Source organism: Serratia marcescens (assembly GCF_006715005.1).
GTDB lineage: Bacteria > Pseudomonadota > Gammaproteobacteria > Enterobacterales > Enterobacteriaceae > Serratia > Serratia montpellierensis.
Genome location: NZ_VFMJ01000001.1, coordinates 21,928 through 45,825 on the forward strand (window position 1 = coordinate 21,928; position 23,898 = coordinate 45,825).

Annotated in this window: 16 protein-coding genes; 10 read left to right on the top strand and 6 right to left on the bottom strand. The window is 59.7% G+C overall.

The window, feature by feature from the left end; all coding sequences use genetic code 11:
* Position 1: 1 nt before the first annotated feature.
* The 3 genes from rsmE to FHU12_RS00150 all read right to left on the bottom strand — a co-directional run bounded on the left by rsmE (position 2) and on the right by FHU12_RS00150 (position 2,112).
* Positions 2-733 (bottom strand): 16S rRNA (uracil(1498)-N(3))-methyltransferase, encoded by a 732-nt coding sequence (gene rsmE / locus FHU12_RS00140; protein WP_049194742.1) that lies wholly within the window; start codon positions 731-733, stop codon positions 2-4.
* Between the two features lie 69 nt (positions 734-802).
* A complete protein-coding gene (gene endA / locus FHU12_RS00145; protein WP_141966658.1) occupies positions 803-1,498 on the bottom strand; it encodes a deoxyribonuclease I in 696 nt (231 codons plus the stop codon).
* Between the two features lie 101 nt (positions 1,499-1,599).
* Entirely contained in the window at positions 1,600-2,112 is a 513-nt protein-coding gene (locus FHU12_RS00150; RefSeq protein WP_141966660.1) for a SprT family zinc-dependent metalloprotease, read from the bottom strand.
* Between the two features lie 372 nt (positions 2,113-2,484).
* On the opposite strand from FHU12_RS00150, the gene fumA reads away from it, so the two are divergent.
* Together fumA and FHU12_RS00160 are read left to right on the top strand one after the other, a co-directional pair.
* A complete protein-coding gene (fumA, locus tag FHU12_RS00155) occupies positions 2,485-4,131 on the top strand; it encodes a class I fumarate hydratase FumA (RefSeq protein WP_033635936.1) in 1,647 nt (548 codons plus the stop codon).
* A 151-nt stretch (positions 4,132-4,282) separates the two neighbouring features.
* Positions 4,283-5,149 (top strand): helix-turn-helix domain-containing protein, encoded by an 867-nt coding sequence (locus FHU12_RS00160; RefSeq protein WP_129993412.1) that lies wholly within the window; start codon positions 4,283-4,285, stop codon positions 5,147-5,149.
* Here the strand turns inward: FHU12_RS00160 and FHU12_RS00165 are convergent.
* Complete coding sequence (locus FHU12_RS00165; RefSeq protein WP_141966662.1) at positions 5,073-6,125, bottom strand: XdhC family protein; 1,053 nt, start codon at positions 6,123-6,125, stop codon at positions 5,073-5,075. The two genes, FHU12_RS00160 and FHU12_RS00165, sit on opposite strands and share 77 nt — an antisense overlap.
* A gap of 8 nt (positions 6,126-6,133) precedes the next feature.
* Positions 6,134-6,718, bottom strand: coding sequence for a nucleotidyltransferase family protein (locus FHU12_RS00170; RefSeq protein WP_141966663.1), 585 nt, complete (start codon positions 6,716-6,718; stop codon positions 6,134-6,136).
* Between the two features lie 208 nt (positions 6,719-6,926).
* Here FHU12_RS00170 and FHU12_RS00175 point away from each other — a divergent pair, with 208 nt between their 5' ends.
* Genes FHU12_RS00175 through FHU12_RS00185 form a run of 3 tightly spaced genes read left to right on the top strand, consistent with a single transcriptional unit; the run spans position 6,927 to position 11,499 of the window.
* Entirely contained in the window at positions 6,927-9,716 is a 2,790-nt protein-coding gene (locus FHU12_RS00175) for a xanthine dehydrogenase family protein molybdopterin-binding subunit (RefSeq protein ID WP_129993409.1), read from the top strand.
* A complete protein-coding gene (locus FHU12_RS00180) occupies positions 9,713-10,267 on the top strand; it encodes a (2Fe-2S)-binding protein (protein ID WP_038879260.1) in 555 nt (184 codons plus the stop codon). The genes FHU12_RS00175 and FHU12_RS00180 overlap by 4 nt, the downstream gene beginning before the upstream one ends.
* A complete protein-coding gene (locus tag FHU12_RS00185) occupies positions 10,264-11,499 on the top strand; it encodes a cytochrome c (protein WP_141966665.1) in 1,236 nt (411 codons plus the stop codon). The genes FHU12_RS00180 and FHU12_RS00185 overlap by 4 nt, the downstream gene beginning before the upstream one ends.
* A 67-nt stretch (positions 11,500-11,566) precedes the next feature.
* Here FHU12_RS00185 and FHU12_RS00190 read toward each other — a convergent pair whose 3' ends face one another.
* Positions 11,567-12,943 (bottom strand): amino acid permease, encoded by a 1,377-nt coding sequence (locus FHU12_RS00190; RefSeq protein ID WP_141966668.1) that lies wholly within the window; start codon positions 12,941-12,943, stop codon positions 11,567-11,569.
* 631 nt (positions 12,944-13,574) lie between these two features.
* Between FHU12_RS00190 and pdhR the strand changes: the two genes are divergently transcribed.
* From pdhR to acnB, 5 genes are all read left to right on the top strand, one after another.
* The gene (gene pdhR / locus FHU12_RS00195) at positions 13,575-14,339 is read left to right on the top strand and encodes a pyruvate dehydrogenase complex transcriptional repressor PdhR (RefSeq protein WP_004937490.1); all 765 of its coding nucleotides are present in this window, start codon (positions 13,575-13,577) and stop codon (positions 14,337-14,339) included.
* Between the two features lie 165 nt (positions 14,340-14,504).
* Positions 14,505-17,168, top strand: coding sequence for a pyruvate dehydrogenase (acetyl-transferring), homodimeric type (aceE, locus tag FHU12_RS00200; RefSeq protein WP_141966671.1), 2,664 nt, complete (start codon positions 14,505-14,507; stop codon positions 17,166-17,168).
* 13 nt (positions 17,169-17,181) lie between these two features.
* Complete coding sequence (gene aceF, locus FHU12_RS00205; protein WP_141966673.1) at positions 17,182-19,086, top strand: pyruvate dehydrogenase complex dihydrolipoyllysine-residue acetyltransferase; 1,905 nt, start codon at positions 17,182-17,184, stop codon at positions 19,084-19,086.
* A gap of 233 nt (positions 19,087-19,319) precedes the next feature.
* Positions 19,320-20,744: a dihydrolipoyl dehydrogenase gene (gene lpdA / locus FHU12_RS00210; RefSeq protein WP_004937500.1), complete on the top strand. Its 1,425-nt coding sequence runs from the start codon at positions 19,320-19,322 to the stop codon at positions 20,742-20,744.
* Between the two features lie 516 nt (positions 20,745-21,260).
* A complete protein-coding gene (acnB, locus tag FHU12_RS00215; RefSeq protein ID WP_049200102.1) occupies positions 21,261-23,858 on the top strand; it encodes a bifunctional aconitate hydratase 2/2-methylisocitrate dehydratase in 2,598 nt (865 codons plus the stop codon).
* Positions 23,859-23,898 lie beyond the last annotated feature (40 nt).

The following is a 23,898-nucleotide window of genomic DNA, read 5'->3' on the forward strand; positions in this document are numbered from 1 at the left end:
TTTAACCCAGGTCGCCGAAGCGGACCTGCAGAGCGGTAATGGCGGTGAGCGCTGTGGTTTCGGTACGCAGAACGCGTGGTCCCAACAGAATATCAGTAAATCCGTGGTCGGTGGTCATGGCGATTTCGTCGGCGGACAAACCGCCTTCCGGGCCGATCAGCAGGCGGACGCGGTCTACCGGCTGCGGCAGCGTGTTGATGCTGTGGCTGGCGCGCGGATGCAGGTTGAGCTTCAGGCTGCCGTCCTGCTCGGCGCACCAGGCCTCCAGCGACATCGCCTCGCGGATTTCGGGAATGCGGTTGCGGCCGCACTGTTCGCAGGCGGCGATGGCGATCTTTTGCCATTGCTGGATTTTCTTCGCCAGACGCTCGCCGTCCAGTTTGACGCCGCAGCGCTCGGAAAATAGCGGGGTAATGACGTTGACGCCCAGCTCTATGGATTTCTGAATGGTGAACTCCATCTTCTCGCCGCGCGAGATCACCTGGCCCAGATGCAGGTTGAGCGGCGATTCGATGTCATCCACGCGGCCGTCGCCGAGGCGCACCAGCACGCTCTTTTTGTCCACCCGAACTATCTCGGCGTCGAACACCTGGTTGCTGCCGTCGAACAGCTGCAGCGCCTGGCCGGCGCTCATGCGCAGCACGCGGCCGACGTGGTTGGCGGCGTCCTCGCTGAGGGCGATCTCCGCCCGATCGGTCAACGGCTGTGGATGGTAAATGCGGGGTATGCGCATGGGTTGTCTGATCCTGACGAAACGGCGCCGCGGGTTGGCGGCGCCATGAAAGATAAAGGCTATAGTAGGTTAGCTTTTCCGCTGCTGACAAGCCTGTTGAATATAGGGATTGTGGTTGCCCTGCACCTTGGCGATACGTGCTTCACGCTGACATTCCCATTGGCTCACCGGATATTGCCGGTTCCACACCTCGAACAGCTGGGTTTGCTGGCGTGACAGCCGCAGCTGGTAGCGATCGCGCATGTAGAAGTAGGTGCGGGCAATGGCGCCGCGTGCGCGGGCGGGCGGCTCTGCCTGTTTATTCTTGAAGTCCACCTTCATCGGGCATTGCCCGTATTGGCCTTCGCCGCCGTTCCATTGGCTGTACATGAAGTTATTGCGATCGCCGTTCACCTCACCAATCGCCGGTTGCAGGTTGTGCAGATCGGTTTCTATCTGGCGATAGGTGGCGTCTTTGTTGCAGTTCTTGCGCCCGCCGTCCTGCCAGCACTGCAGCTGGTGGCCGAACTGCCAGGCCGGCACCACGTGTTCCCACTCGATGCGCTGCGCGCGCTGGGCGTTTTTACGCACCTGATAGCCGCAGCCGGCGAGATCCGGGATGCCCTTCTTGCCTTGCCAGTCGATGCGGCAGCCGCAGTAAAAACTGCCCGGCGCATCCTGATTAATCTTGGCCGCCGCCGCCTTGGCCTGAGAAAAGTTATTGATGCCGTGCGCCTGTACGGCGCCTGCGGCGAAAACCGCGATAAACAAAATTCTGCGAAGCATATTCCAAAACAGCTCAAAATTGGAAAAGCAGGCAGGGTAACGGAACTTGCCGGCAGTGGCAAATGGCGATATTTGCTTGTTTTAACGTATAAATCGTTTAACTAATGGTTCTCGCTAGCGAGAAATTTCAGTTTTTCGCCGCACCGGCGGCAGCGGTATTCGCTTTCGCCGCGCAGCACGCGGTTATGGCGGCGAATGGTGAGCTGGTGCTGCCCACAGCCGCAGCGGTAGGGGAAGGTTTTGCTCTGCACCGAGGCGGTTTCGAAACGGTGAGTGCGGCTGGCGGGGGTCAGCAGCACGCTTTCCATCATCCAGCGCCATTCGCGGCCGTGCGGCGCCACCCGGCCGAATTGGCGAAATACCAGCAGGTGCGCCAGCTCGTGTGGCACCACTTCATCGATAAACGGCTGTTGGTTTTCCAGCAGCAGCACCGGATTCAGGCGGATTTCCCAGCTTTGCAGCCAGGCGGTGCCCGCGCTGGTGCCGCGTTGCTGATAGACGATGCTGGGTTCGGGGAACTCGACGGCAAAATGCCGGCGTGCCAACTGCAGCTTTTCTCGCAGGCAGCGCATCACCGCTTGTTGCAGCGCGATGGGGATTCTTGGTTTGTTCATTGCGGCCTAGCTTAAGCAATGGCGCGGCGGCTGACAATATGCCCCGGCCTAAATCCGCATCTGACGCTTTCTTGGCGCTGTGCGCCGGTTTTTCGCCACATTGATAAGGCGATCGCCGCCGATGGATTGTAATCAATGTGTTAACTGCGGGATAATAAAGCGTGCATGATGAGCCTGTACCCGCAGTTCTCACCGAGCAAGGTTGAAACGCCGCCTGTGGTAATCCCTTACGCAAAGAGCGGTTATTTTGCGATTTGGCGCAATAACTGACTGATTAAAAATACGTAAGGTGGAGGCAGTTTTTTGACAAGGCGCCGAGCCGTGCGCCGCAAGTGTGAATTTAACGCAGCTGATGTTGCAAGTGAGAGATCAATGTCGAATAAACCGTTCCACTATCAAGATCCGTTCCCGCTGAAGAAAGACGATACCGAATACTATCTGCTGAGCCGCGACCACGTTTCCGTGAGCGAATTTGAAGGCCAGGAAATTCTGAAAGTTGCCCCTGAAGCGTTAACCCTGCTTGCCCAGCATGCGTTCCACGACGCCTCGTTCATGCTGCGCCCGGCGCACCAACAGCAGGTGGCCGATATCCTCGACGATCCGGACGCCAGCGAAAACGACAAGTACGTTGCGCTGCAATTTCTGCGTAACTCAGAAATCGCCGCCAAGGGTATTTTACCGACCTGCCAGGACACCGGCACGGCGATCATCGTCGGCAAAAAGGGCCAGCGCGTCTGGACCGGCGGCGGCGATGAAGCAGCGTTGTCGCGCGGGGTGTACAACACCTACATCGAAGAGAACCTGCGCTATTCGCAGAACGCCGCGCTGGATATGTACAAAGAGGTCAATACCGGCAGCAACCTGCCGGCGCAGATCGATCTCTACAGCGTGGACGGCGAAGAGTACAAGTTCCTGTGCATCGCCAAGGGCGGCGGTTCCGCCAACAAAACCTATCTGTATCAGGAAACCAAGGCGCTGCTGTCGCCGGGCAAACTGAAAAATTACCTGGTCGACAAGATGCGTACGCTGGGCACCGCGGCTTGCCCGCCGTACCACGTGGCGTTTGTCATCGGCGGCACCTCGGCGGAAGCGACGCTGAAAACCGTCAAACTGGCCTCGACCAAGTATTACGATGGCCTGCCGACCGAAGGCAACGAGCATGGCCAGGCGTTCCGCGATCTGGAACTCGAAGCGGAACTGCTGCAAGAAGCGCAGAACCTGGGTCTGGGCGCGCAGTTCGGCGGCAAATACTTCGCGCACGATATCCGCGTGGTGCGCCTGCCGCGCCACGGCGCGTCCTGCCCGGTCGGCATGGGCGTCTCCTGCTCGGCGGACCGCAACATCAAAGGCAAGATCAATCGCGACGGCATCTGGCTGGAAAAACTGGAGCACAACCCCGGTAAATTCATTCCTCAGGAACTGCGCCAGGCCGGGGAAGGCGAGGCGATCAAAGTCGATCTCAACCGTCCGATGGCCGAGATCCTCAAGCAGCTGTCGCAGTACCCGGTTTCCACCCGCCTGTCGCTGAGCGGCACCATCATCGTCGGCCGCGATATCGCGCACGCCAAGCTGAAAGAGCGTCTGGATCGCGGTGAAGGCCTGCCGCAGTACGTCAAGGATCACCCGATCTACTACGCCGGCCCGGCCAAAACGCCGGAAGGCTACGCGTCAGGTTCGCTGGGGCCGACTACCGCCGGACGTATGGATTCCTACGTCGATCTGCTGCAATCTCACGGCGGTAGCATGATCATGCTGGCGAAAGGCAACCGCAGCCAGCAGGTGACAGATGCCTGCCACAAGCACGGCGGTTTCTACCTCGGCAGCATCGGCGGCCCGGCGGCGGTGCTGGCGCAGCAGAGCATCAAGAGCCTGGAGTGTGTGGAGTACCCTGAGCTGGGTATGGAAGCGATCTGGAAAATCGAAGTGGAAGATTTCCCGGCGTTTATCCTGGTGGATGACAAAGGCAATGACTTCTTCCAGAAGATCCAGGCCGGTCAATGCTCCAGCTGCCTGAAATAAGCGTTGCCCCCTTCGCCGCCTGCGGGCGGTGAAGGGGATTGTGTAAAGTCCTGTAGCCCGCTGGACGTCGAGTTTTAACCTGTATACCCTACGCGGATAGCACTAAAATTCGACTAATGGAATATCGGCAACAGAAGGTTTCGGCAAGCACATGGGAACGCAGGAAAGTCATATCAGGGAATTGCTGGTCTGGATTGAAGACAACCTGACCAATCCACTGTCGTTGGATATCGTTTCCGCCAAGTCTGGCTATACGAAATGGTACCTGCAGCGTATGTTCAAGAAGCAGACCGGATTATCGTTAGCCTCGTATATCCGCGCTCGCCGCCTCTACCTCGCCGCCTTCGCCTTGCGTTTCACGCAGAAGAGCATCCTCGATATCTCGGTCGAATACCAATTCGATAACCAGCAGACGTTCTCGCGCTGTTTCAAGAAACACTTCGCCGAATCGCCCAGCGTGTATCGCCATGCCCGCAAGCAGGACTTCAGCAATCTGGTGCGTTCGCTGGCGGCCAGCCAGCCCGGCGATATTCAGGTTGAACGCGTCAGCATTGCCAGAGGGCAATATGCCTTTCACGGCAAACATTACGCGTACCATCTGGATATCGAGAAGCTGGACAAGTCGCACCTGCCGCAGCGCAGTGCGCTGCGTGGGCAGTTCTATACCTTGCTGGGTGAGCGCCCGGCACAAACCTATTCGTTTACCCAGCTGGTGCCGGACGGCGAGCGGGTCAGGGTCGATTATACCCTGGGCGTGACGACGGAATACCCGCTGCGCGAAGGCGTGGTGCTGGAGGCGCTGCCGGAGATCCACGGCGAATTTTGCCGTTTTCGCTATTCCGGCAAGCCGGTGGCACTCAACGATCACATCATTAAAATCTACACGCAGGTGTTGCCCGAAATGGGGCTGGCCCGCGGTGACGGGCCGGACATTACGGTGTTTAGCTATTCGCTGAGCGGGAAAGAGGAACTGCATCTGGAGCTGCAACATTTGGTGCCGGTGGTGCCGCTGCACTGATCCCGTCGGCGGCCGGCAGCCGGTTTTTTTGCTGCACGATCGCTGCCATCACCGCCAGGGCGATCTCCGCCGGGGTTTTGCTGCCCAGCGGCAGGCCGATCGGCGCATGGATGCGTTCCAGCTCCTGCGGCGTGAATTCGGCAATCTGCTGCAAACGCTGGCGCCGCCGCGCGCTGTTTCTGAGCGAGCCCATGGCGCCGATGTAAAACGCCGGGGTGTGGATCGCTTCCATCAGCGTCAGGTCGTCCATGCGCGGATCGTGGGTCAGCGCCACGACGGCGGTATTGGCGTGGCATCCCCCTTCTTCAATAAATTTGGCCGGAAACTGGCGCAGCAGCGTCACGCCCGGTTTCAGCTCGGCGGCAAAGTTATCCAGCGCCTCCGGGCGGTTCTCGCACACCAGCACCTCAAACCCCAGCGCCACGGCGAAATCGGCGCAGTACAGCGCTACGCTGGACAGCCCGGCGATCAGCAGGCGCGGCGCGGCCGCGATGTGCAGGGTGATCTGCTCGAGCCGGCGTTCGACCTGCGTAGCGCTGGTGAAGTGGCTTTGCTCGAGGCTGTGGCAGGCGTTGGGCAGCGTCAGGCGTTTGATCAACGCGTGATGCCCTTCCAGCGCGCCGGCGATGCGTTGCAGGTAAGCGATGCTGTCTTCACCCGCCGGCAGGTATTCGATCAGCACGTCCAGCACGCCGCCGCAGGGCAGCGCCACGTTGGGCGTCATGCCGCCTTCGCCGTAACGGATCACCTGGCTGGATGCCTGGTACGCCCCGCCGGCCACGCGCCGCAGAAAATCCTCCTCCACGCAGCCGCCCGACAGCGAACCGCTGTAGCGGCCGTCGCGGGTCGCCGCCATCAACGCGCCCGGCGAGCGCGGCGAAGAGCCGTAGGTGCTGAGCACGGTGCATAACCAGACCGGCTGTTGCTGCAGCCAGCTTATCGCCTGGCTGACCACGGTGACATCAAGATGTTGCATAGGTGAATTTACTCGCTGGCCGGGAGTTGCGATGGAAGATCAATATCCTGCACGACGCCGGGGTGCTCAAGCGGCAGCAGGTGTACCGCCGCGCCTTGCAGCAGTTCACGGGCGCCATTATCGCCGCGCAGTTGGCAAAGCGGTTTGCGCAATCGGGCGGAAAAGCCAACCGGGTGACCGGGCTGTTGCGCATAACAGGGGCGCACGATCGGGTGCTGCCGTAAGGCATCCGCCACCTGCCGGAAAACCTCGGCGTTGACGAACGGCATATCGGCCAGGTGGATCAGCCAGCCCTGCCAGTGCGGCGTGGCCGCAACGCCCGCGGCGATCGAGTCGCCGAGGCCCGCGCTGGCGAGCAGGGTGACCGGCACCTGCTTGGCGGCGCAGGCTGCCAGCACCGGCAGATTATCCGGTCGGGTCACCACCTGTACCGGCAGGCCGGAGGCCAGCGCCTGGCGCAGGGTGTGTTCGAACAGCGATCGCCGCTCGCCCGTCGCATCGGCAAATCCGGCGTTTAATTTGTTGCCCTGGCCGCCGGCCTGAATAAAGCGCTCCCCGCGTCCGGCGGCGGTAATGACAATGCCCGTGGTCATGGTTGAAGTCCGCGTTTGCGCAAATTATTTATTAGCCTACAAACTACCTGTGTTTTGCAAATGTTTTTTTGTTGAAAACAGCCTGTTAATCATCACATAATTTTAGTTATAAGCATATGCTTATGACGTCTACGGCAAGGTCGTCAGCGTTTGCGCAACAACACCGCGAACAAAAACCAATTACAAGAAAGACGTGAAGGACTTATTTATGAGCAATTTCAACCCGTCGCGGCGCCGCTTTATCAAAAGCGCCGTGATTGCGGGGGTGTCTGTGTATCTCGCACCCCTGTACAGCCGCGCCTATGCCGCGCTGTTCGAGCAAAAAATCCTCCAGTCACCCAACTGGGATCCGCAGACCAAACGCGTCCGTTTCCGTATCGATGGCCGCGCCAAGGTCATGGGGCAGAAGGTGTTCGCGCGCGATATCCGCGCGGTGGACATGCCGCACTGGCCGCAGAAACAGGCGCACGCCTTCATTCTGCGCGTCACCAAAGCCGACCGACTGTTCGAAGGGGTCGATCTGTCGCTGTTGGGGGACGACCTGCAGCCGGATCGCCTGGTGACGGCGGAAGATCTGGCGCGCGATGGCCTGGCCTTCCCGGCGTTCTACGGTGACGACATGCTGCTGCCGAGCGGCAAAACCCCGGCCTACCTCGGCCAGGCGGTGGCGATCCTGATCTATCACGACTTCGCCCGTTTCCGCTTCGCCAAGGACAAGCTGAAATTTCGTGAAGAAACCATCAAATACGGCGCGGTCACCGGCCCGCTGGAGCGCGATCCCTGGGGCAGCTTCCGCTATGTGCGGGTGGGGGGCGATCAACCGTTCGACGACGATCGCTTCTCCAGCCTGAAGGACACGCCAATCTTCCCGGTATCGATGAAAAAACACCTGCCGGTGTGGCCGGAAGGGCGCGAGGGCGGCAAGCTGGATCAGGAAGGCATGCGCTATGCGGGCCAGATCGCCGACGAGATGGCAAACCCGCCGGCCGATTGGCTGGTGATGTCACGCCGCTACACTACGCAGTCGATCGATACCTCGGCGCTGGAGCCGGACAACGCCAACGGCTGGTTCGACGCCGAGACGCAAACCCTGCATCTGGTGGTGCCGACCCAGTCGCCGCAGGAAGTGGCAGACGAGATGCCGCGCATGCTGGCCAAGCGCAACCCGCCGGTGAAACAGCTGATCCTGCACCCGTGCTACACCGTGGGCTACGGCTCGAAAGATCACTACAACTTCCCCTATTACGGCGCAGTGGCGGCGATGTACGGCGACGGCCACCCTGTGCGCCTGGCCAATGACCGCTTCGAGCAGTTCCAGACGGCGCTGAAGCGCCACGCGTTCGACATGAACTATCGCATCGCGGTGAATCGCCAGACCGGCGTTATGCAGTCGTTCCTCGGTGACATGACGGCGGACGGCGGCGGCCGCAGCAACTTTACCCCTTCGGTGGTGATGGTCGGCGCGACCGCCGCCCAGTCGATTTACTACTTCCCGAAAAGCGATCTGTCGTCGGTCGGGCTGGCCTCACGCGCCATCGACGCCGGTTCGGCGCGCGGTTACGGCACGCTGCAGAGCATGGCCGCCACCGAGATGATGGTGGATGAGCTGGCCGCCGAACTGAAGATCGACCCGATCGAGTTCCGCCTGCGCAACGTGCTGAAATCCGGCATGAAAAACACCCAGGGGGCGATCCCGGCCGGTGCGATCCGCGCCGATGAAGTGCTGGAGAAGGCGGCGAAGCATGAGATGTGGCTCAAGCGCGCCGAACGCAAGGCCGAGTTTGAGAGCCGCCATCCCGGCAAGCGCTATGGCGTTGGCTTCGGCTGCGTGCAGAAAGACTTCGGCACCGGGGCGGAAACCTCGTTCGCCCGGGTGGAGCTGAGTGAAGACGGCCGCATCACGCTGCATCACAGCGGCGCGGAGATGGGCACCGGCATGTCGACCTCGCAGTCGGTGCTGTGCGCGCAGTGGCTGGGCAAGCCGGCCGACGAAGCGCACTTCTCGGTCACCGACTGGTCGGTACTGCCGATGGTCACCAGCGGCGATCCTTACCTGATGTCGCAAGAAGAGCAGGACAAGCTGCAAACCAACCCCAACTGGACGCCGAGCTACTGTTCGCCGTCCAGCGCCAGCAACTCGGCCTATTACTTCTCGCACAGCACCCGCGAAGCGGCGCGCCTGATCTTCGATCACGGCCTGTGGCCGGCGGCGATGGCGCTGTGGCAGGCCGGCATCGGCGGCGGCCAGGCGGCGCCGCTGGTGGTGCGGCGTGAAGATGCGCGTTGGGTCGAAGGCGGCCTGACGGCGGCGGGCATGTCGGTGCTGAGCCTCGAGCTGTTGGCCAAGACGGCTTATCAGATGGGCGGCGTCACCGGCGCTGCGGTGCACGTGTTCAACCGCTGGCAGTGGGCGGAGGCCGATTTCACGCTGAACGGCAAAAGCGAACGCCTGCCGGTCGACGGCATGGCGCTGCGCATCGCCGGCGGCGAATTCAAACCGCTGGCGCGCGGGCAGGCCTACTACCCGCCAACCCAGCGCAACAATGCGGCGGTGACCTACTACAGCGCTGTCGGCACGCTGGCGGAAGTGGCGGTGGATATCGCCACCGGCCAGGTGGAATTGCTGAATCACCATTCGATCATGGAGTGCGGCAACCTGATCGTGCCGGAACTGGTTTCCGGTCAGCTGCAGGGCGGGCTGGCGATGGGGATCGGCCATGCGCTGCACGAATATTTACCGCTGTACGAAGACGGCCCGGGCAACGGCACCTGGAACTTCAACCGTTACCACCTGCCGCGCGCCAGCGACGTGGCGGTGTGGAAACAGAGCGGCGACATCCTGCCGGCGCTGTCGGAAACCGATCCGCCGAAAGGCATGGCGGAGGTGGTGATGATCCCGATCGTGGCCGCGCTGGTCAACGCCATCGCCGACGCCACCGGCCACCGTTTCCGTGATTTGCCCGTTCGTGCAGAAAATATTCGTGAGGTATTACAATGAGCATTAAAACCCAGCCGATCTCCCTGACCATCAACGAGAAGCAATACGGCCCGATCGAGGTGCCGGAAGGCTTGATGATGATCGATTTCCTGCACGAGTACCTTGACCTGACCGGTTCGCGCCTCGGCTGCGGGCAGGGCATTTGCCACGCCTGCGTGGCGATCGTCGATCACCCGAGCGGCACCAGCGAAGAGGTGCGCACCTGCATTACCGGCGCGCATTTCTTCAACGGCAAGAAAGTGCGTACCGTCGAAGGCCACGCCAAGGTGGACGAGCAGGGCGAGGTGGTTGAACTGTCGCCGATCCAGCAGGCGTTTCTGGAGCACTACAGCTTCCAGTGCGGCTACTGCACGCCGGGCTTCGTCAACGCCGCCACCATTTTCGTGGAAAAGCTCAAGCGTGAACCTATCGCTCGCGAACAGCTGGAAAGCGCCATCGAGCAGGCGCTGGACAGCCACATCTGCCGCTGCACCGGTTATGTGCGTTACTACGAAGCGGTGCGCGACGTGGTGCTGAAAACGCCGGGCCTGCTGAAGGAGACGGCGCAATGAAAAAACGTCTCGCAGTATTGATTGTGCTGGTGGCGATCGTGGTGATTGCGCTGCTGTGGTGGCGGGAAAACCGGCGTTACGACGGCCCGGTGCAGCAGGTGAGCGCCGGCGCCGAACAGATCGCCCGCGGCCGCTATCTGGCGCAGGCCGCCGACTGCGCCGCCTGCCATACCGCCAGCGGCGGGGCGCCGTTGGCCGGTGGCTATCCGCTGGACACGCCGTTTGGCACGATTTACGGCAGCAACCTGACGCCGTCGGCCGACCACGGCATCGGGCGCTGGACCAAGGACGACTTCTTCCTGGCGCTGACGCAGGGCGTGGCGCCGGGCGGGCGACACCTGTACCCGGCGATGCCTTACACCTCGTACAAGGGCATATCGCGTCAGGATGCCGACGACATCTACGCTTACCTGATGACGCGCCCGGCGGTGGACGTCGCCATTCCGGCCAATGAGATGCCGTTCCCGTTCAACCAGCGCATGGCGCTGATCGGCTGGAACCTGCTGTTCCGTAGCCAGGATCCGCTGCCGGCCAGTTCGCAGGGCAACTCGCCGCAATGGCAGCGCGGCCGCTATCTGGCCGACGTGCTGGGCCACTGTGGCGAATGCCACACGCCGCGCGGCGCACTGGGGCAGATGGATCTCGCTAAGCCGATGCAGGGCGGCGATCTCGGCCGCTTCATGGCGCCGGACATTACGCCGCACGGCCTGGCGCAGCGCGGCTGGACGCCGCAGGACGTCAGCCGCTTCCTCAGCACCGGCCTCGCGCCGCAGGGTTCCGCCTTCAGCGAGATGCACATGGTGGTGGATCTTAGCACCCGTCATTTGACGCCGGAAGACCATCAGGCGCTGGCGCTGTATTTGATGGGCGAGCAGCCGCCGGCGGCGGTGCCGGTGAAAATGGGCCAGGGCAGCGATAGCGGGCGTATGGTCTATCTGGATCAGTGCGCCGGCTGCCATGCGCGCGAAGGCGAGGGCAAACCGCACGTCGCACCGGCGATGCGTGATAACGCCACGCTGCGTCAGGCAGACGGCAAGAACCTGATCGTGTCGGTGCTGGATGGCCTGCCGGCCCAGCAGTTCCCGAACGATGAAAGCATGCAGAGCATGCCGGGCTTCGGCGAGCGGCTGAGCGATGCCGACGTGGCGGAACTGGTGAATTACCTGCGCGTGACCTGGGGCGGCTTGCCGGCGGACGTCACCGCCGAGCAGGTGAAGGCGCTGCGCAAGTAAGCGGCGTTCAGGCGAAAAAAATGGCCCGCATCTGCGGGCCATTTTATTTATTGTGCGGTCACGGGATTCAACGGCTGGTGACGCCGTCGACGCGTTGGCTGCGCTGTTTGATGGCGTAACCGACGGCCAGGATCGCCACCCATACCGGGATCAGCAGCACCGAGATTTGAATGCCCGGCGTCAGGTACATGATCACCAGGATGCCGGCCATGAACAGCAGGCACAGATAGTTGCTGAACGGGTACCAGAACGCTTTGAACTTCGGCACCACGCCTTCGCGGTTTTTGGCGGCGCGGAATTTCAGGTGCGCCAGGCTGATCATCGCCCAGTTGATCACCAACGCCGATACCACCAATGCCATCAGCAGTTCGAAGGCGCGGCCCGGAATCAGGTAGTTAATCAGCACGCACAGCGCGGTGGCGAGGGCGGAGATGCCGATGGCCACTACCGGTACGCCGCGGCCGTCGACCTTCAGCAGGCTTTTCGGGCCGTTGCCCTGCTGCGCCAGGCCATACAGCATGCGGCTGTTACAGTAGACGCAGCTGTTGTACACCGACAGCGCAGCGGTGAGCACCACGACGTTCAGCACGGTCGCCACCAGGTTGCTGTTCAGCGCGTGGAAGATCAGCACGAACGGGCTGCCGCCTTCAACCACTTTGCCCCACGGGTACAGCGACAGCAAAATGGCCAGCGAACCGATATAGAAGATCAGGATGCGGTAGATCACCTGATTGGTGGCTTTCGGAATGCTCTTTTGCGGGTTGTCGGCTTCGGCGGCGGTGATACCGACCAGCTCGAGGCCGCCAAAGGAGAACATGATCACCGCCATCGCCATCACCAGGCCCATGAAGCCGTTCGGGAAGAACCCGCCCTGCGCCCACAGGTTGGTGACGGTGGCTTCCGGGCCGCCCATGCCGCTGAACAGCAGGTAGGCGCCGAACACGATCATGCCGATAATCGCCACCACCTTGATGATGGCGAACCAGAACTCCATCTCGCCGTAAACTTTAACGTTGGCGAGGTTGATGGCGTTAATCGCCAGGAAGAACACTGCGGCGGAGACCCAGGTAGGGATCTCCGGCCACCAGTACTGCACGTAGATACCGACCGCGGTCAGCTCCGCCATTGCCACCAGGACATACAGCACCCAGTAGTTCCAGCCGGAGGCAAAGCCGGCGAAGTTGCCCCAGTATTTGTAGGCGAAGTGGCTGAAGGAACCGGCGACCGGCTCTTCCACCACCATTTCCCCCAGCTGGCGCATGATCAGAAACGCGATGAAGCCGCCGATGGCGTAGCCGAGAAGCACTGACGGGCCGGCCATTTTTATTGTTTGAGCGATACCGAGAAATAGCCCGGTGCCGATTGCGCCACCTAAGGCGATGAGCTGAATATGGCGGTTTTTCAGGCCGCGTTTCAGCTGGTCACCATGCTGTTGACCATCCATCAATCTAACCCTCTGTCGTTGTGAATGCCCACATGCCTGTAAAGCAGTGGTTACGATGTGTGTTTTGTTTTATTTACGGCGTTATAGCTATTAATTCCACGGCGCCGCTACCGTTTGGCAGAGAATAATGTTATGTGCGTCGGTTTGCACCTGCTTTGTCGTGTGAGTGATTAAGATTGCAGCAGTTTAGGAAACAAAATGCGGGTTGTGTGACGGCGGGGGGGATTCAGTGCATGAAATAAGCAACAAATCACATAATGCGCAAAAATAACGTAGATCCGAGCGGCGGCGTGCGTTCAAATAATGAACGAACTCCCGCTGCGCCGCTCGCCAAATAGCCATTCATTAAAGCGTCATAACCATGCAATAAAACTCGGGCAAAAAGTTTGCACTCTGCCTTGCGTAAGGTTTGGTAAAAGTTAAATCCCCAACCGGGCGCGTAAATGGTAATACCATCACGGCGTTACCGGTTTGCAGCGGGGTTTTCAGCGGGGTGTTAAAATGTGCGGGTAACCTGATTTCGATCAAGGCCCGTATGGACAGGAGGTGAATACTTTGTTACTTTACCGTCACGTTTTTGAAATTGGTATTACCAATTGACTCCGCGCCATTCGCAGAGAAGAATTCACTCATGGCCTACAGCAAAATCCGCCAACCCAAGTTGTCAGATGTTATCGAGCAACAGCTCGAATACCTGATCCTCGAGGGGACACTGCGCCCAGGCGAAAAACTGCCTCCGGAGCGCGAGCTGGCGAAACAATTTGATGTCTCCCGTCCTTCTCTGAGAGAGGCCATTCAGCGCCTGGAAGCGAAAGGGCTGCTCCTGCGCCGTCAGGGCGGCGGCACCTTCGTGCAAACTAATCTGTGGCAGAGCTTCAGCGATCCGCTGGCCGAGCTGCTGGCCGACCATCCCGAATCACAGTTCGATCTGCTGGAAACCCGTCACGCGCTGGAAGGCATTGCCGCCTATTACGCGGCGCTGCGCGGCACCGATGAAGATCTGGCGCGCATCCGCGACTGCCACATCGTGATTCAACAGGCTCAAGACAGCGGCGATCTCGACGCCGAAGCCGATGCGGTCATGCAGTATCAAATCGCCGTGACCGAAGCTGCCCACAACGTTGTGTTACTTCACCTGCTACGCTGCATGGGGCCGATGCTGGAACAGAACGTGCGTCAGAACTTTGAATTGCTCTACTCGCGCCGTGAGATGTTGGCAAAAGTGAGCAGCCACCGCGCCGGAATTTTTGAGGCGATTGTGGCACGCGAGCCGGAAAAGGCCCGTGAAGCCTCGCATCGCCACTTGGCGTTTATCGAGGAAATCTTGCTGGATCTCAGCCGGGAGCATACTCGGCGCGAGAGATCGCTACGGCGTCTCCAGCAACGCAAGGATTAAGAGCTGTCCTCTTCAGGGTACACCAGCCTGCGGGGGTTAAGTTCGAGGTACTTAGTTAAGTACTTAAGCGGCAACTAAACTGATGGGCCTGTCTTCGTGTGTTTTTGCACAGAGCACAGGAAGACAGGCTCCAAACAAACCATTAGACAGATAAGGAATACCACCATGTCAGAACGTTTAAACAATGACGTGGATCCGATCGAAACCCGCGACTGGCTGCAGGCGATCGAATCGGTCATCCGTGAAGAGGGTGTTGAGCGAGCTCAGTTTCTGATTGATCAGGTATTGGGAGAAGCCCGCAAAGGCGGCGTTAACGTTGCGGCCGGTGCTGCAGCGCACAACTACGTCAACACCATCGCGGTAGAAGACGAACCGGCCTACCCAGGCAACCTGGATCTGGAACGCCGCATTCGCTCTGCGATCCGTTGGAACGCGATCATGACCGTTCTGCGCGCATCCAAAAAAGACCTGGAGCTGGGCGGCCACATGGCTTCCTTCCAGTCTTCCGCGACCTTCTATGAAGTCTGCTTTAACCACTTCTTCCGCGCATGCAACGAGAAAGACGGCGGCGACCTGGTGTACTTCCAGGGCCACATCTCTCCGGGCGTTTACGCGCGTGCCTTCCTTGAAGGCCGCCTGACCGAAGAACAAATGAACAACTTCCGTCAGGAAGTGCACGGCAATGGCCTGTCCTCTTACCCGCATCCTAAGCTGATGCCGGAATTCTGGCAGTTCCCGACCGTTTCCATGGGCCTGGGCCCAATCAGCGCCATCTATCAGGCGAAGTTCCTGAAATACCTGGAACACCGTGGCCTGAAAGATACCTCTGAGCAGACCGTTTACGCCTTCCTGGGCGACGGTGAAATGGATGAGCCGGAATCCAAAGGCGCCATCACCATCGCGACCCGCGAGAAGCTGGACAACCTGGTGTTCGTCATCAACTGCAACCTGCAGCGCCTGGACGGCCCGGTTACCGGCAACGGCAAGATCATCAACGAACTGGAAGGCATCTTCTCCGGCGCAGGCTGGCAGGTGCTGAAAGTGATCTGGGGCGGCCGTTGGGACGAACTGCTGCGTAAAGACACCAGCGGTAAACTGGTTCAGCTGATGAACGAGACCCTGGACGGCGACTACCAGACCTTCAAATCCAAAGACGGCGCTTACGTGCGTGAGCACTTCTTTGGCCGTTACCCGGAAACCGCGGCGCTGGTCAAAGACATGACCGACGACGAAATCTGGGCGCTGAACCGTGGTGGTCACGATCCGAAGAAAATCTTCGCTGCACTGAAAAAAGCGCAGGACACCAAAGGCAAACCGACCGTTATCCTGGCCCACACCATCAAAGGTTACGGCATGGGTGAAACCGCGGAAGGTAAAAACATCGCTCACCAGGTGAAGAAAATGAACATGGAAGGGGTTCACCACTTCCGCGATCGTTTCAACGTGCCGGTTGCCGATGCTGACATCGAAAAACTGCCGTACATCACCTTCGACAAAGAGTCCGAAGAGTACAAATACCTGCACGAACGTCGCCAGGCGCTGAAAGGCTACGTGCCGACGCGTCTGCCTGAGTTCACCCAGAAGCTGGAAATGCCGGCGCTGGAAGATTTCAGCTCGCTGCTGGAAGAGCAGAACAAAGAGATCTCCACCACTATCGCCTTCGTGCGTGCCCTGAACGTGATGCTGAAGAACAAGTCGATCAAAGATCGCCTGGTACCAATCATCGCCGACGAAGCGCGTACCTTCGGTATGGAAGGTCTGTTCCGTCAGATCGGTATCTACAGCCCGAACGGCCAGCAGTACACTCCGCAGGACCGTGAGCAGGTTGCTTACTACAAAGAAGACGAGAAAGGCCAAATCCTGCAGGAAGGCATCAACGAACTGGGTGCAGCCTCTTCCTGGCTGGCCGCAGCGACTTCCTACAGCACCAACGATCTGCCGATGATTCCGTTCTACATCTACTACTCGATGTTCGGTTTCCAGCGTATCGGCGACCTGTGCTGGGCAGCGGGCGACCAACAGGCGCGCGGCTTCCTGATCGGCGGGACCTCGGGCCGTACTACCCTGAACGGCGAAGGTCTGCAGCACGAAGATGGCCACAGCCACATTCAGTCTCTGACCATCCCTAACTGCATCTCTTACGATCCGGCTTACGCGTACGAAGTGGCGGTGATCATGCACGACGGTCTGGTGCGCATGTATGGCGACAACCCGGAAAACGTGTACTACTACCTGACCACGCTGAACGAAAACTACCACATGCCTGCGATGCCGCAGGGTGCGGAAGAAGGTATCCGCAAGGGTATCTACAAGCTGGAAACGCTGGAAGGCAGCAAAGGCAAGGTACAGCTGCTGGGCTCCGGTGCCATCCTGCGCCACGTGCGCGAAGCTGCGCAGATCCTGGCGAAGGACTACGGCGTGGGTTCCGACACCTACAGCGTGACCTCGTTCACCGAACTGGCGCGCGACGGCCAGGACTGCGAGCGCTGGAACATGCTGCACCCAACCGAAACGCCACGCGTACCTTACATCGCTCAGGTGATGAGCGACGCGCCGGCGGTAGCGTCTACCGACTACATGAAACTGTTCGCCGAACAGGTTCGTACTTATGTGCCGGCCAGCGATTATCGCGTACTGGGCACCGACGGCTTCGGTCGTTCGGACAGCCGCGAAAACCTGCGTCACCACTTCGAAGTCGATGCATCTTACGTGGTGGTTGCTGCTCTGGGTGAACTGGCTAAACGCGGTGAGATCGAAGCTTCTGTGGTTGCTGATGCAATCAAGAAATTCGACATCAACCCGGAAAAAGTTAACCCGCGTCTGGCCTAAGAGGTACTGAATAATGTCTATCGAAATCAACGTACCGGACATCGGTGCAGATGAAGTCGAAATCACCGAGATTCTGGTGAAGGTCGGCGATAAAGTTGAAGCGGAACAATCGCTGATCACCGTGGAAGGCGACAAGGCTTCCATGGAAGTGCCCTCCCCGCAGGCGGGCGTGGTGAAAGAGATCAAAGTGGCGGTCGGCGATAAAACCGAAACCGGCAAACTGATCATGATCTTCGAAGCGGCAGGCGCAGCGGAAGCTGCACCGGCGGCGAAAGCGGAAGAAAAACCGGCGGCGAAAGCGGAAGAAAAACCGGCGGCAGCAGCTGCCCCGGCCGCCGCTGCGGCCAAAGACGTTGCCGTGCCGGACATCGGCGCCGACGAAGTCGAAGTGACCGAGATCCTGGTGAAAGTGGGCGACAAGGTGGAAGCCGAGCAGTCCCTGATCACCGTAGAAGGCGACAAGGCTTCCATGGAAGTGCCTGCGCCGTTCGCGGGCACCGTGAAAGAGATCAAGATCGCGACCGGCGACAAAGTGAAAACCGGTTCCCTGATCATGGTGTTCGAAGTGGCCGGCGCCGCTTCCGCTGCGGCCCCGGCTGCGGCGCAAGCCCCTGCTGCCGCTGCAGCACCTGCGGCCTCTGCAGCCAAAGACGTCGCCGTGCCGGATATCGGCGGTGACGAAGTCGAAGTGACCGAAGTGATGGTTAAGGTGGGCGATAAGGTTGCCGCCGAGCAGTCTCTGATCACCGTGGAAGGCGACAAGGCCTCCATGGAAGTGCCTGCGCCGTTCGCGGGTACCGTGAAAGAGATCAAGATCGCGAGCGGCGACAAAGTGAAAACCGGCTCTCTGATCATGGTGTTCGAAGTGGAAGGCGCTGCGCCTGCCGCTGCCGCCGCTCCAGCCGCTAAAGCGGACGCTGCGCCGGCGCCGGCCGCCGCTAAAGCCGCCGCTCCGGCTGCGAAAGCTGACGATAAAGGCGAGTTCGCCGAGAACGCGGCCTACGTGCACGCGACCCCGGTCATTCGTCGTCTGGCGCGTGAATTCGGCGTTAACCTGGCGAAAGTGAAGGGCACCGGTCGTAAAGGCCGCATCCTGCGCGAAGACGTTCAGACTTACGTGAAAGACGCGGTGAAACGCGCTGAAGCGGCTCCGGCGGCTGCCGGCGGCGGTCTGCCAGGCATGCTGCCATGGCCGAAAGTGGACTTCAGCAAGTTCGGCGAGATCGAAGAAGTCGAAATGGGCCGCATCCAGAAGATCTCTGGCGCGAACCTGAGCCGCAACTGGGTGATGATCCCGCACGTGACTCACTTCGACAAAACCGACATCACCGATCTGGAAGCTTTCCGCAAGCAACAGAACGAAGAAGCGGCCAAGCGCAAGCTGGACGTGAAGTTCACGCCTGTCGTGTTCATCATGAAAGCCGTTGCTGCCGCTCTGGAGCAGATGCCGCGCTTCAACAGCTCGCTGTCCGAAGATGGCCAGAAGCTGACGCTGAAGAAATACATCAACATCGGCGTGGCGGTAGATACCCCGAACGGCCTGGTGGTTCCCGTGTTCAAGGACGTGAACAAGAAGAGCATCACCGAGCTGTCTCGTGAACTGATGGCCATCTCCAAGAAAGCGCGCGACGGCAAGCTGACCGCGGGCGAGATGCAGGGCGGCTGCTTCACCATCTCCAGCCTGGGTGGCATCGGGACGACTCACTTCGCGCCGATCGTCAACGCGCCGGAAGTGGCTATCCTGGGCGTCTCCAAGTCTGCGATGGAGCCGGTCTGGAACGGTAAAGAGTTCATGCCGCGCCTGATGATGCCGATGTCGCTGTCCTTCGACCACCGCGTTATCGACGGTGCCGATGGGGCGCGCTTTATCACCATCATCAACAACATGTTGTCCGACATTCGCCGTCTGGTGATGTAATGCAAAAGGGGCGCAGCATGCTGCGCCCCTGACGATTCTGTAGCAGTTTTGTCGGATTTTGCACAACTCGACAAAATTGTTGAGACACGGGTCACTCGAACACGCTTTGCAGATTATTAACAATTCTGTAAACTGCTCGCGGTGTAAGCGTCCCGGTGGATGAAGGGCGTTATGAGATCGATTAGCAATAAAAATGACGTCTGACCCGCCGGACAATCAATTAAGAGGTCATGATGAGTACTGAAATTAAAACTCAGGTCGTGGTACTTGGGGCGGGCCCGGCAGGTTACTCTGCAGCCTTTCGTTGCGCTGACTTAGGTCTTGAAACCGTTCTGGTTGAACGTTATTCCACTCTGGGCGGGGTTTGCCTGAACGTGGGATGTATCCCTTCCAAAGCACTGCTGCACGTTGCCAAAGTGATCGAAGAAGCCAAAGCGCTGGCCGAACACGGCATCGTTTTCGGCGAGCCGAAAACCGACATCGACAAAGTGCGCGTCTGGAAAGAAAAAGTCATCACTCAGCTGACCGGCGGTCTGGCTGGCATGGCGAAAGGCCGTAAAGTGAAAGTGGTCAACGGCCTGGGCAAGTTCACCGGCGCTAACACCCTGGTTGTGGAAGGCGAAAACGGCCCAACCACCATCAACTTCGACAACGCCATCATCGCTGCAGGTTCTCGTCCGATCCAACTGCCATTCATTCCTCATGAAGATCCACGCGTGTGGGATTCCACCGATGCGCTGGAACTGAAAACCGTCCCAGAGCGTCTGCTGGTTATGGGCGGCGGCATCATCGGCCTGGAAATGGGCACCGTATACCATGCGCTGGGTTCACAGATCGACGTCGTTGAAATGTTCGATCAGGTTATCCCGGCGGCAGATAAAGACGTGGTGAAAGTCTTCACCAAACGTATCAGCAAGCAGTTCAACCTGATGCTGGAAACCAAAGTGACCGCAGTAGAAGCCAAAGAAGACGGCATCTACGTCACGATGGAAGGTAAAAAAGCGCCGGCAGAACCACAGCGTTACGACGCGGTGCTGGTGGCGATCGGCCGCGTGCCGAACGGCAAACTGCTGGATGCCGGTAAAGCCGGTGTTGAAGTTGACGAGCGTGGCTTCATCAACGTCGACAAACAGCTGCGCACCAACGTGCCGCACATCTTCGCTATCGGCGACATCGTCGGTCAGCCGATGCTGGCGCACAAAGGCGTGCACGAAGGCCACGTTGCCGCAGAAGTTATCGCCGGCATGAAGCACTACTTCGATCCGAAAGTGATCCCATCCATCGCTTACACCGAGCCGGAAGTGGCATGGGTGGGTCTGACCGAGAAAGAAGCGAAAGAGAAAGGCATCAGCTACGAAACCTCCACCTTCCCGTGGGCGGCTTCCGGCCGTGCGATCGCTTCCGACTGTGCAGACGGCATGACCAAACTGATCTTCGACAAAGAAACTCACCGCATCATCGGTGGCGCGATTGTCGGCACCAACGGCGGCGAGCTGCTGGGTGAAATCGGTCTGGCTATCGAGATGGGCTGCGACGCGGAAGACATCGCGCTGACCATCCACGCTCACCCGACCCTGCACGAATCCGTGGGCCTGGCGGCGGAAATCTACGAAGGCAGCATCACCGACCTGCCTAACCCGAAAGCCAAGAAGAAGTAATTCTGCTGGCTTGACCGGTTAACAAGCGGCTCCTGAGAAGGGGCCGTTTTTTTTTTGCTCAGATGCACCAAGCGGTATTTTTGTGGCCGCTGCGCCAAATTCCGATCCTCCTGCTTATATCCTTTCTAACTATATGGATATAATGCCCTGCTAGTCCGGCAGCCGATTACGCTGCGCTCAACGATTCAGCAAAGATTTAATGTTGCTTTTATGTGAACGAATTAACAACCGTTTCAAATCCTGATATGCTGGCTGAGCGGAACCGGGCACTGTACCTTACAGTCCAGGACATCGACAGCAGTGCCCCGTCAGGATAGATGGCATCAATATCGCCGTGCGCTCTACCCATCAGTCTTTCATGCTGTAACGCTGTTTGACCGTGCTTGTTTGCCCCAATCACCGTTTCGGGGCCTTTACGGGCCGATCGCCTAGCCACAGAGTGAAACCCCAAGGGTATAAACCCGGTTTGCATATACGCCAGGCACAATAAATGACAATGAGAGCGAGGAGAACGTCGTGCTAGAAGAATACCGTAAGCACGTAGCCGAGCGTGCTGCTGAGGGCATCGCCCCTAAGCCGCTAGACGCCACCCAAATGGCCGCGCTGGTCGAACTACTGAAGAATCCGCCAAAAGGCGAAGAAGAATTCCTGTTAGACCTGCTGATTAACCGTGTTCCACCGGGCGTCGACGAAGCCGCCTACGTCAAAGCAGGTTTCCTGGCGGCCATCGCCAAAGGCGAAGCGACATCCCCCCTGGTTACCCCCGAGAAAGCCATTGAACTGTTAGGCACCATGCAGGGCGGTTATAACATTCATCCGTTGATCGATGCCCTGGACAACGAAAAGCTGGCGCCTATCGCCGCTAAAGCGCTGTCCCACACGCTGCTGATGTTCGACAACTTCTACGACGTGGAAGATAAGGCTAAGGCCGGTAACCCGCACGCCAAACAGATAATGCAGTCCTGGGCCGACGCCGAATGGTATCTGTCGCGCCCTGAGCTGGCGGAAAAGATCACCGTCACCGTGTTCAAAGTCACCGGTGAAACCAACACCGATGACCTTTCTCCGGCGCCGGACGCCTGGTCGCGCCCGGACATCCCGCTGCACGCGCTGGCGATGCTGAAAAACGAACGTGAAGGCATCGTGCCGGATCAGCCGGGCAGCGTAGGCCCGATCAAACAGATCGAGCTGCTGAACAAGAAAGGCTTCCCGCTGGCCTACGTCGGCGACGTGGTCGGCACCGGTTCTTCCCGTAAATCCGCCACCAACTCCGTGCTGTGGTTTATGGGCGATGACATCCCGCATGTGCCGAACAAGCGCGGCGGCGGCGTGGTGCTGGGCGGCAAGATTGCGCCTATCTTCTTCAACACCATGGAAGATGCCGGCGCCTTGCCGATCGAAGTGGACGTGTCCGAGCTGAACATGGGTGACGTGATCGACGTTTACCCGTACAAAGGTGAAGTGCGCAACCACGAGACCGGTGCGCTGATCGCCAACTTCGAGCTGAAAACCGACGTGCTGCTGGATGAAGTGCGCGCCGGCGGCCGTATCCCGCTGATCATCGGCCGCGGTCTGACCACCAAGGCGCGCGAAGCGCTGGGTCTGCCGCACAGCGAGGTGTTCCGTATCGCCAAACCGGTTGCCGCGAGCAGCAAAGGCTTCTCGCTGGCGCAGAAAATGGTCGGCCGCGCCTGCGGCGTCGCCGGTATTCGCCCTGGCGAATACTGCGAACCGAAGATGACCTCCGTCGGTTCTCAGGACACCACCGGCCCGATGACCCGCGATGAGTTGAAAGACCTGGCCTGCCTCGGCTTCTCTGCCGATCTGGTCATGCAGTCGTTCTGCCACACCGCCGCGTATCCGAAACCGGTCGACGTGACTACGCACCATACGCTGCCTGACTTCATCATGAACCGCGGCGGCGTCTCGCTGCGTCCGGGCGACGGCGTGATCCACTCCTGGCTGAACCGCATGCTGCTGCCTGACACCGTCGGCACCGGCGGCGATTCCCACACCCGCTTCCCGATCGGTATCTCCTTCCCGGCCGGTTCCGGCCTGGTGGCATTTGCCGCCGCGACTGGCGTGATGCCGCTGGATATGCCTGAGTCGGTGCTGGTGCGCTTCAAAGGCAAAATGCAGCCGGGCATCACCCTGCGCGATCTGGTGCATGCCATCCCTTACTACGCGATCCAGCAAGGGTTGCTGACCGTCGAGAAGAAGGGCAAGAAAAACATCTTCTCCGGCCGCATTCTGGAGATCGAAGGCCTGCCGGACCTGAAGGTCGAGCAGGCGTTTGAGCTGACCGATGCGTCCGCCGAACGTTCCGCCGCCGGTTGTACCATCAAGCTGGACAAGGCGCCGATCGAAGAGTACCTGAACTCCAACATCGTGCTGCTGAAGTGGATGATCTCCGAAGGCTACGGCGATCGCCGTACGCTGGAGCGCCGTATTCAGGGCATGGAAAAATGGCTGGCGGATCCGCAGCTGCTGGAAGGCGATGCGGATGCGGAATACGCAGCGGTGATCGACATCGATCTGAACGAGATCAAAGAGCCGATCCTGTGCGCGCCGAACGATCCTGACGATGCACGCCTGCTGTCCGACGTGGCCAACAGCAAAATCGATGAAGTGTTCATCGGTTCTTGCATGACCAACATCGGCCACTTCCGTGCGGCCGGCAAACTGCTGGATCAGCACAAGGGCCAGCTGCCGACCCGTCTGTGGGTGGCGCCGCCAACCAAGATGGATGCGGCTCAGCTGACCGAAGAAGGCTACTACAGCGTCTTCGGCAAGAGCGGTGCTCGTATCGAGATCCCGGGCTGCTCGCTGTGCATGGGCAACCAGGCGCGCGTGGCGGACGGCGCGACGGTGGTCTCCACCTCGACCCGTAACTTCCCGAACCGTCTGGGCACCGGTGCCAACGTCTATCTGGCGTCTGCCGAACTGGCTGCGGTTGCGTCCCTGCTGGGCCGCCTGCCGACGCCGGACGAATACCAGACCTACATGGCGCAGGTCGACAAGACGGCGGCGGATACCTACCGTTACCTGAACTTTGACCAGTTGGGGCAGTACACCGAAAAAGCCGACGGCGTGATCTTCCAAACCGCGGTTTAATTCGAATTTGCATTAGATCAAACCATGGGGCCCTTTAAGG

What these genes read in the sequence shown, in the direction of transcription:
- FHU12_RS00175 (WP_129993409.1), top strand. Translation starts at nt 6,927, where the DNA reads ATGAGCAATTTCAACCCGTCGCGGCGCCGCTTTATCAAAAGCGCCGTG.
- FHU12_RS00160 (WP_129993412.1), top strand. Translation starts at nt 4,283, where the DNA reads ATGGGAACGCAGGAAAGTCATATCAGGGAATTGCTGGTCTGGATTGAA.
- aceF (WP_141966673.1), top strand. Translation starts at nt 17,182, where the DNA reads ATGTCTATCGAAATCAACGTACCGGACATCGGTGCAGATGAAGTCGAA.
- aceE (WP_141966671.1), top strand. Translation starts at nt 14,505, where the DNA reads ATGTCAGAACGTTTAAACAATGACGTGGATCCGATCGAAACCCGCGAC.
- fumA (WP_033635936.1), top strand. Translation starts at nt 2,485, where the DNA reads ATGTCGAATAAACCGTTCCACTATCAAGATCCGTTCCCGCTGAAGAAA.
- FHU12_RS00165 (WP_141966662.1), bottom strand. Translation starts at nt 6,125, where the DNA reads ATGCAACATCTTGATGTCACCGTGGTCAGCCAGGCGATAAGCTGGCTG.
- FHU12_RS00185 (WP_141966665.1), top strand. Translation starts at nt 10,264, where the DNA reads ATGAAAAAACGTCTCGCAGTATTGATTGTGCTGGTGGCGATCGTGGTG.
- FHU12_RS00180 (WP_038879260.1), top strand. Translation starts at nt 9,713, where the DNA reads ATGAGCATTAAAACCCAGCCGATCTCCCTGACCATCAACGAGAAGCAA.
- rsmE (WP_049194742.1), bottom strand. Translation starts at nt 733, where the DNA reads ATGCGCATACCCCGCATTTACCATCCACAGCCGTTGACCGATCGGGCG.
- endA (WP_141966658.1), bottom strand. Translation starts at nt 1,498, where the DNA reads ATGCTTCGCAGAATTTTGTTTATCGCGGTTTTCGCCGCAGGCGCCGTA.
- pdhR (WP_004937490.1), top strand. Translation starts at nt 13,575, where the DNA reads ATGGCCTACAGCAAAATCCGCCAACCCAAGTTGTCAGATGTTATCGAG.
- FHU12_RS00150 (WP_141966660.1), bottom strand. Translation starts at nt 2,112, where the DNA reads ATGAACAAACCAAGAATCCCCATCGCGCTGCAACAAGCGGTGATGCGC.
- lpdA (WP_004937500.1), top strand. Translation starts at nt 19,320, where the DNA reads ATGAGTACTGAAATTAAAACTCAGGTCGTGGTACTTGGGGCGGGCCCG.
- FHU12_RS00190 (WP_141966668.1), bottom strand. Translation starts at nt 12,943, where the DNA reads ATGGATGGTCAACAGCATGGTGACCAGCTGAAACGCGGCCTGAAAAAC.
- FHU12_RS00170 (WP_141966663.1), bottom strand. Translation starts at nt 6,718, where the DNA reads ATGACCACGGGCATTGTCATTACCGCCGCCGGACGCGGGGAGCGCTTT.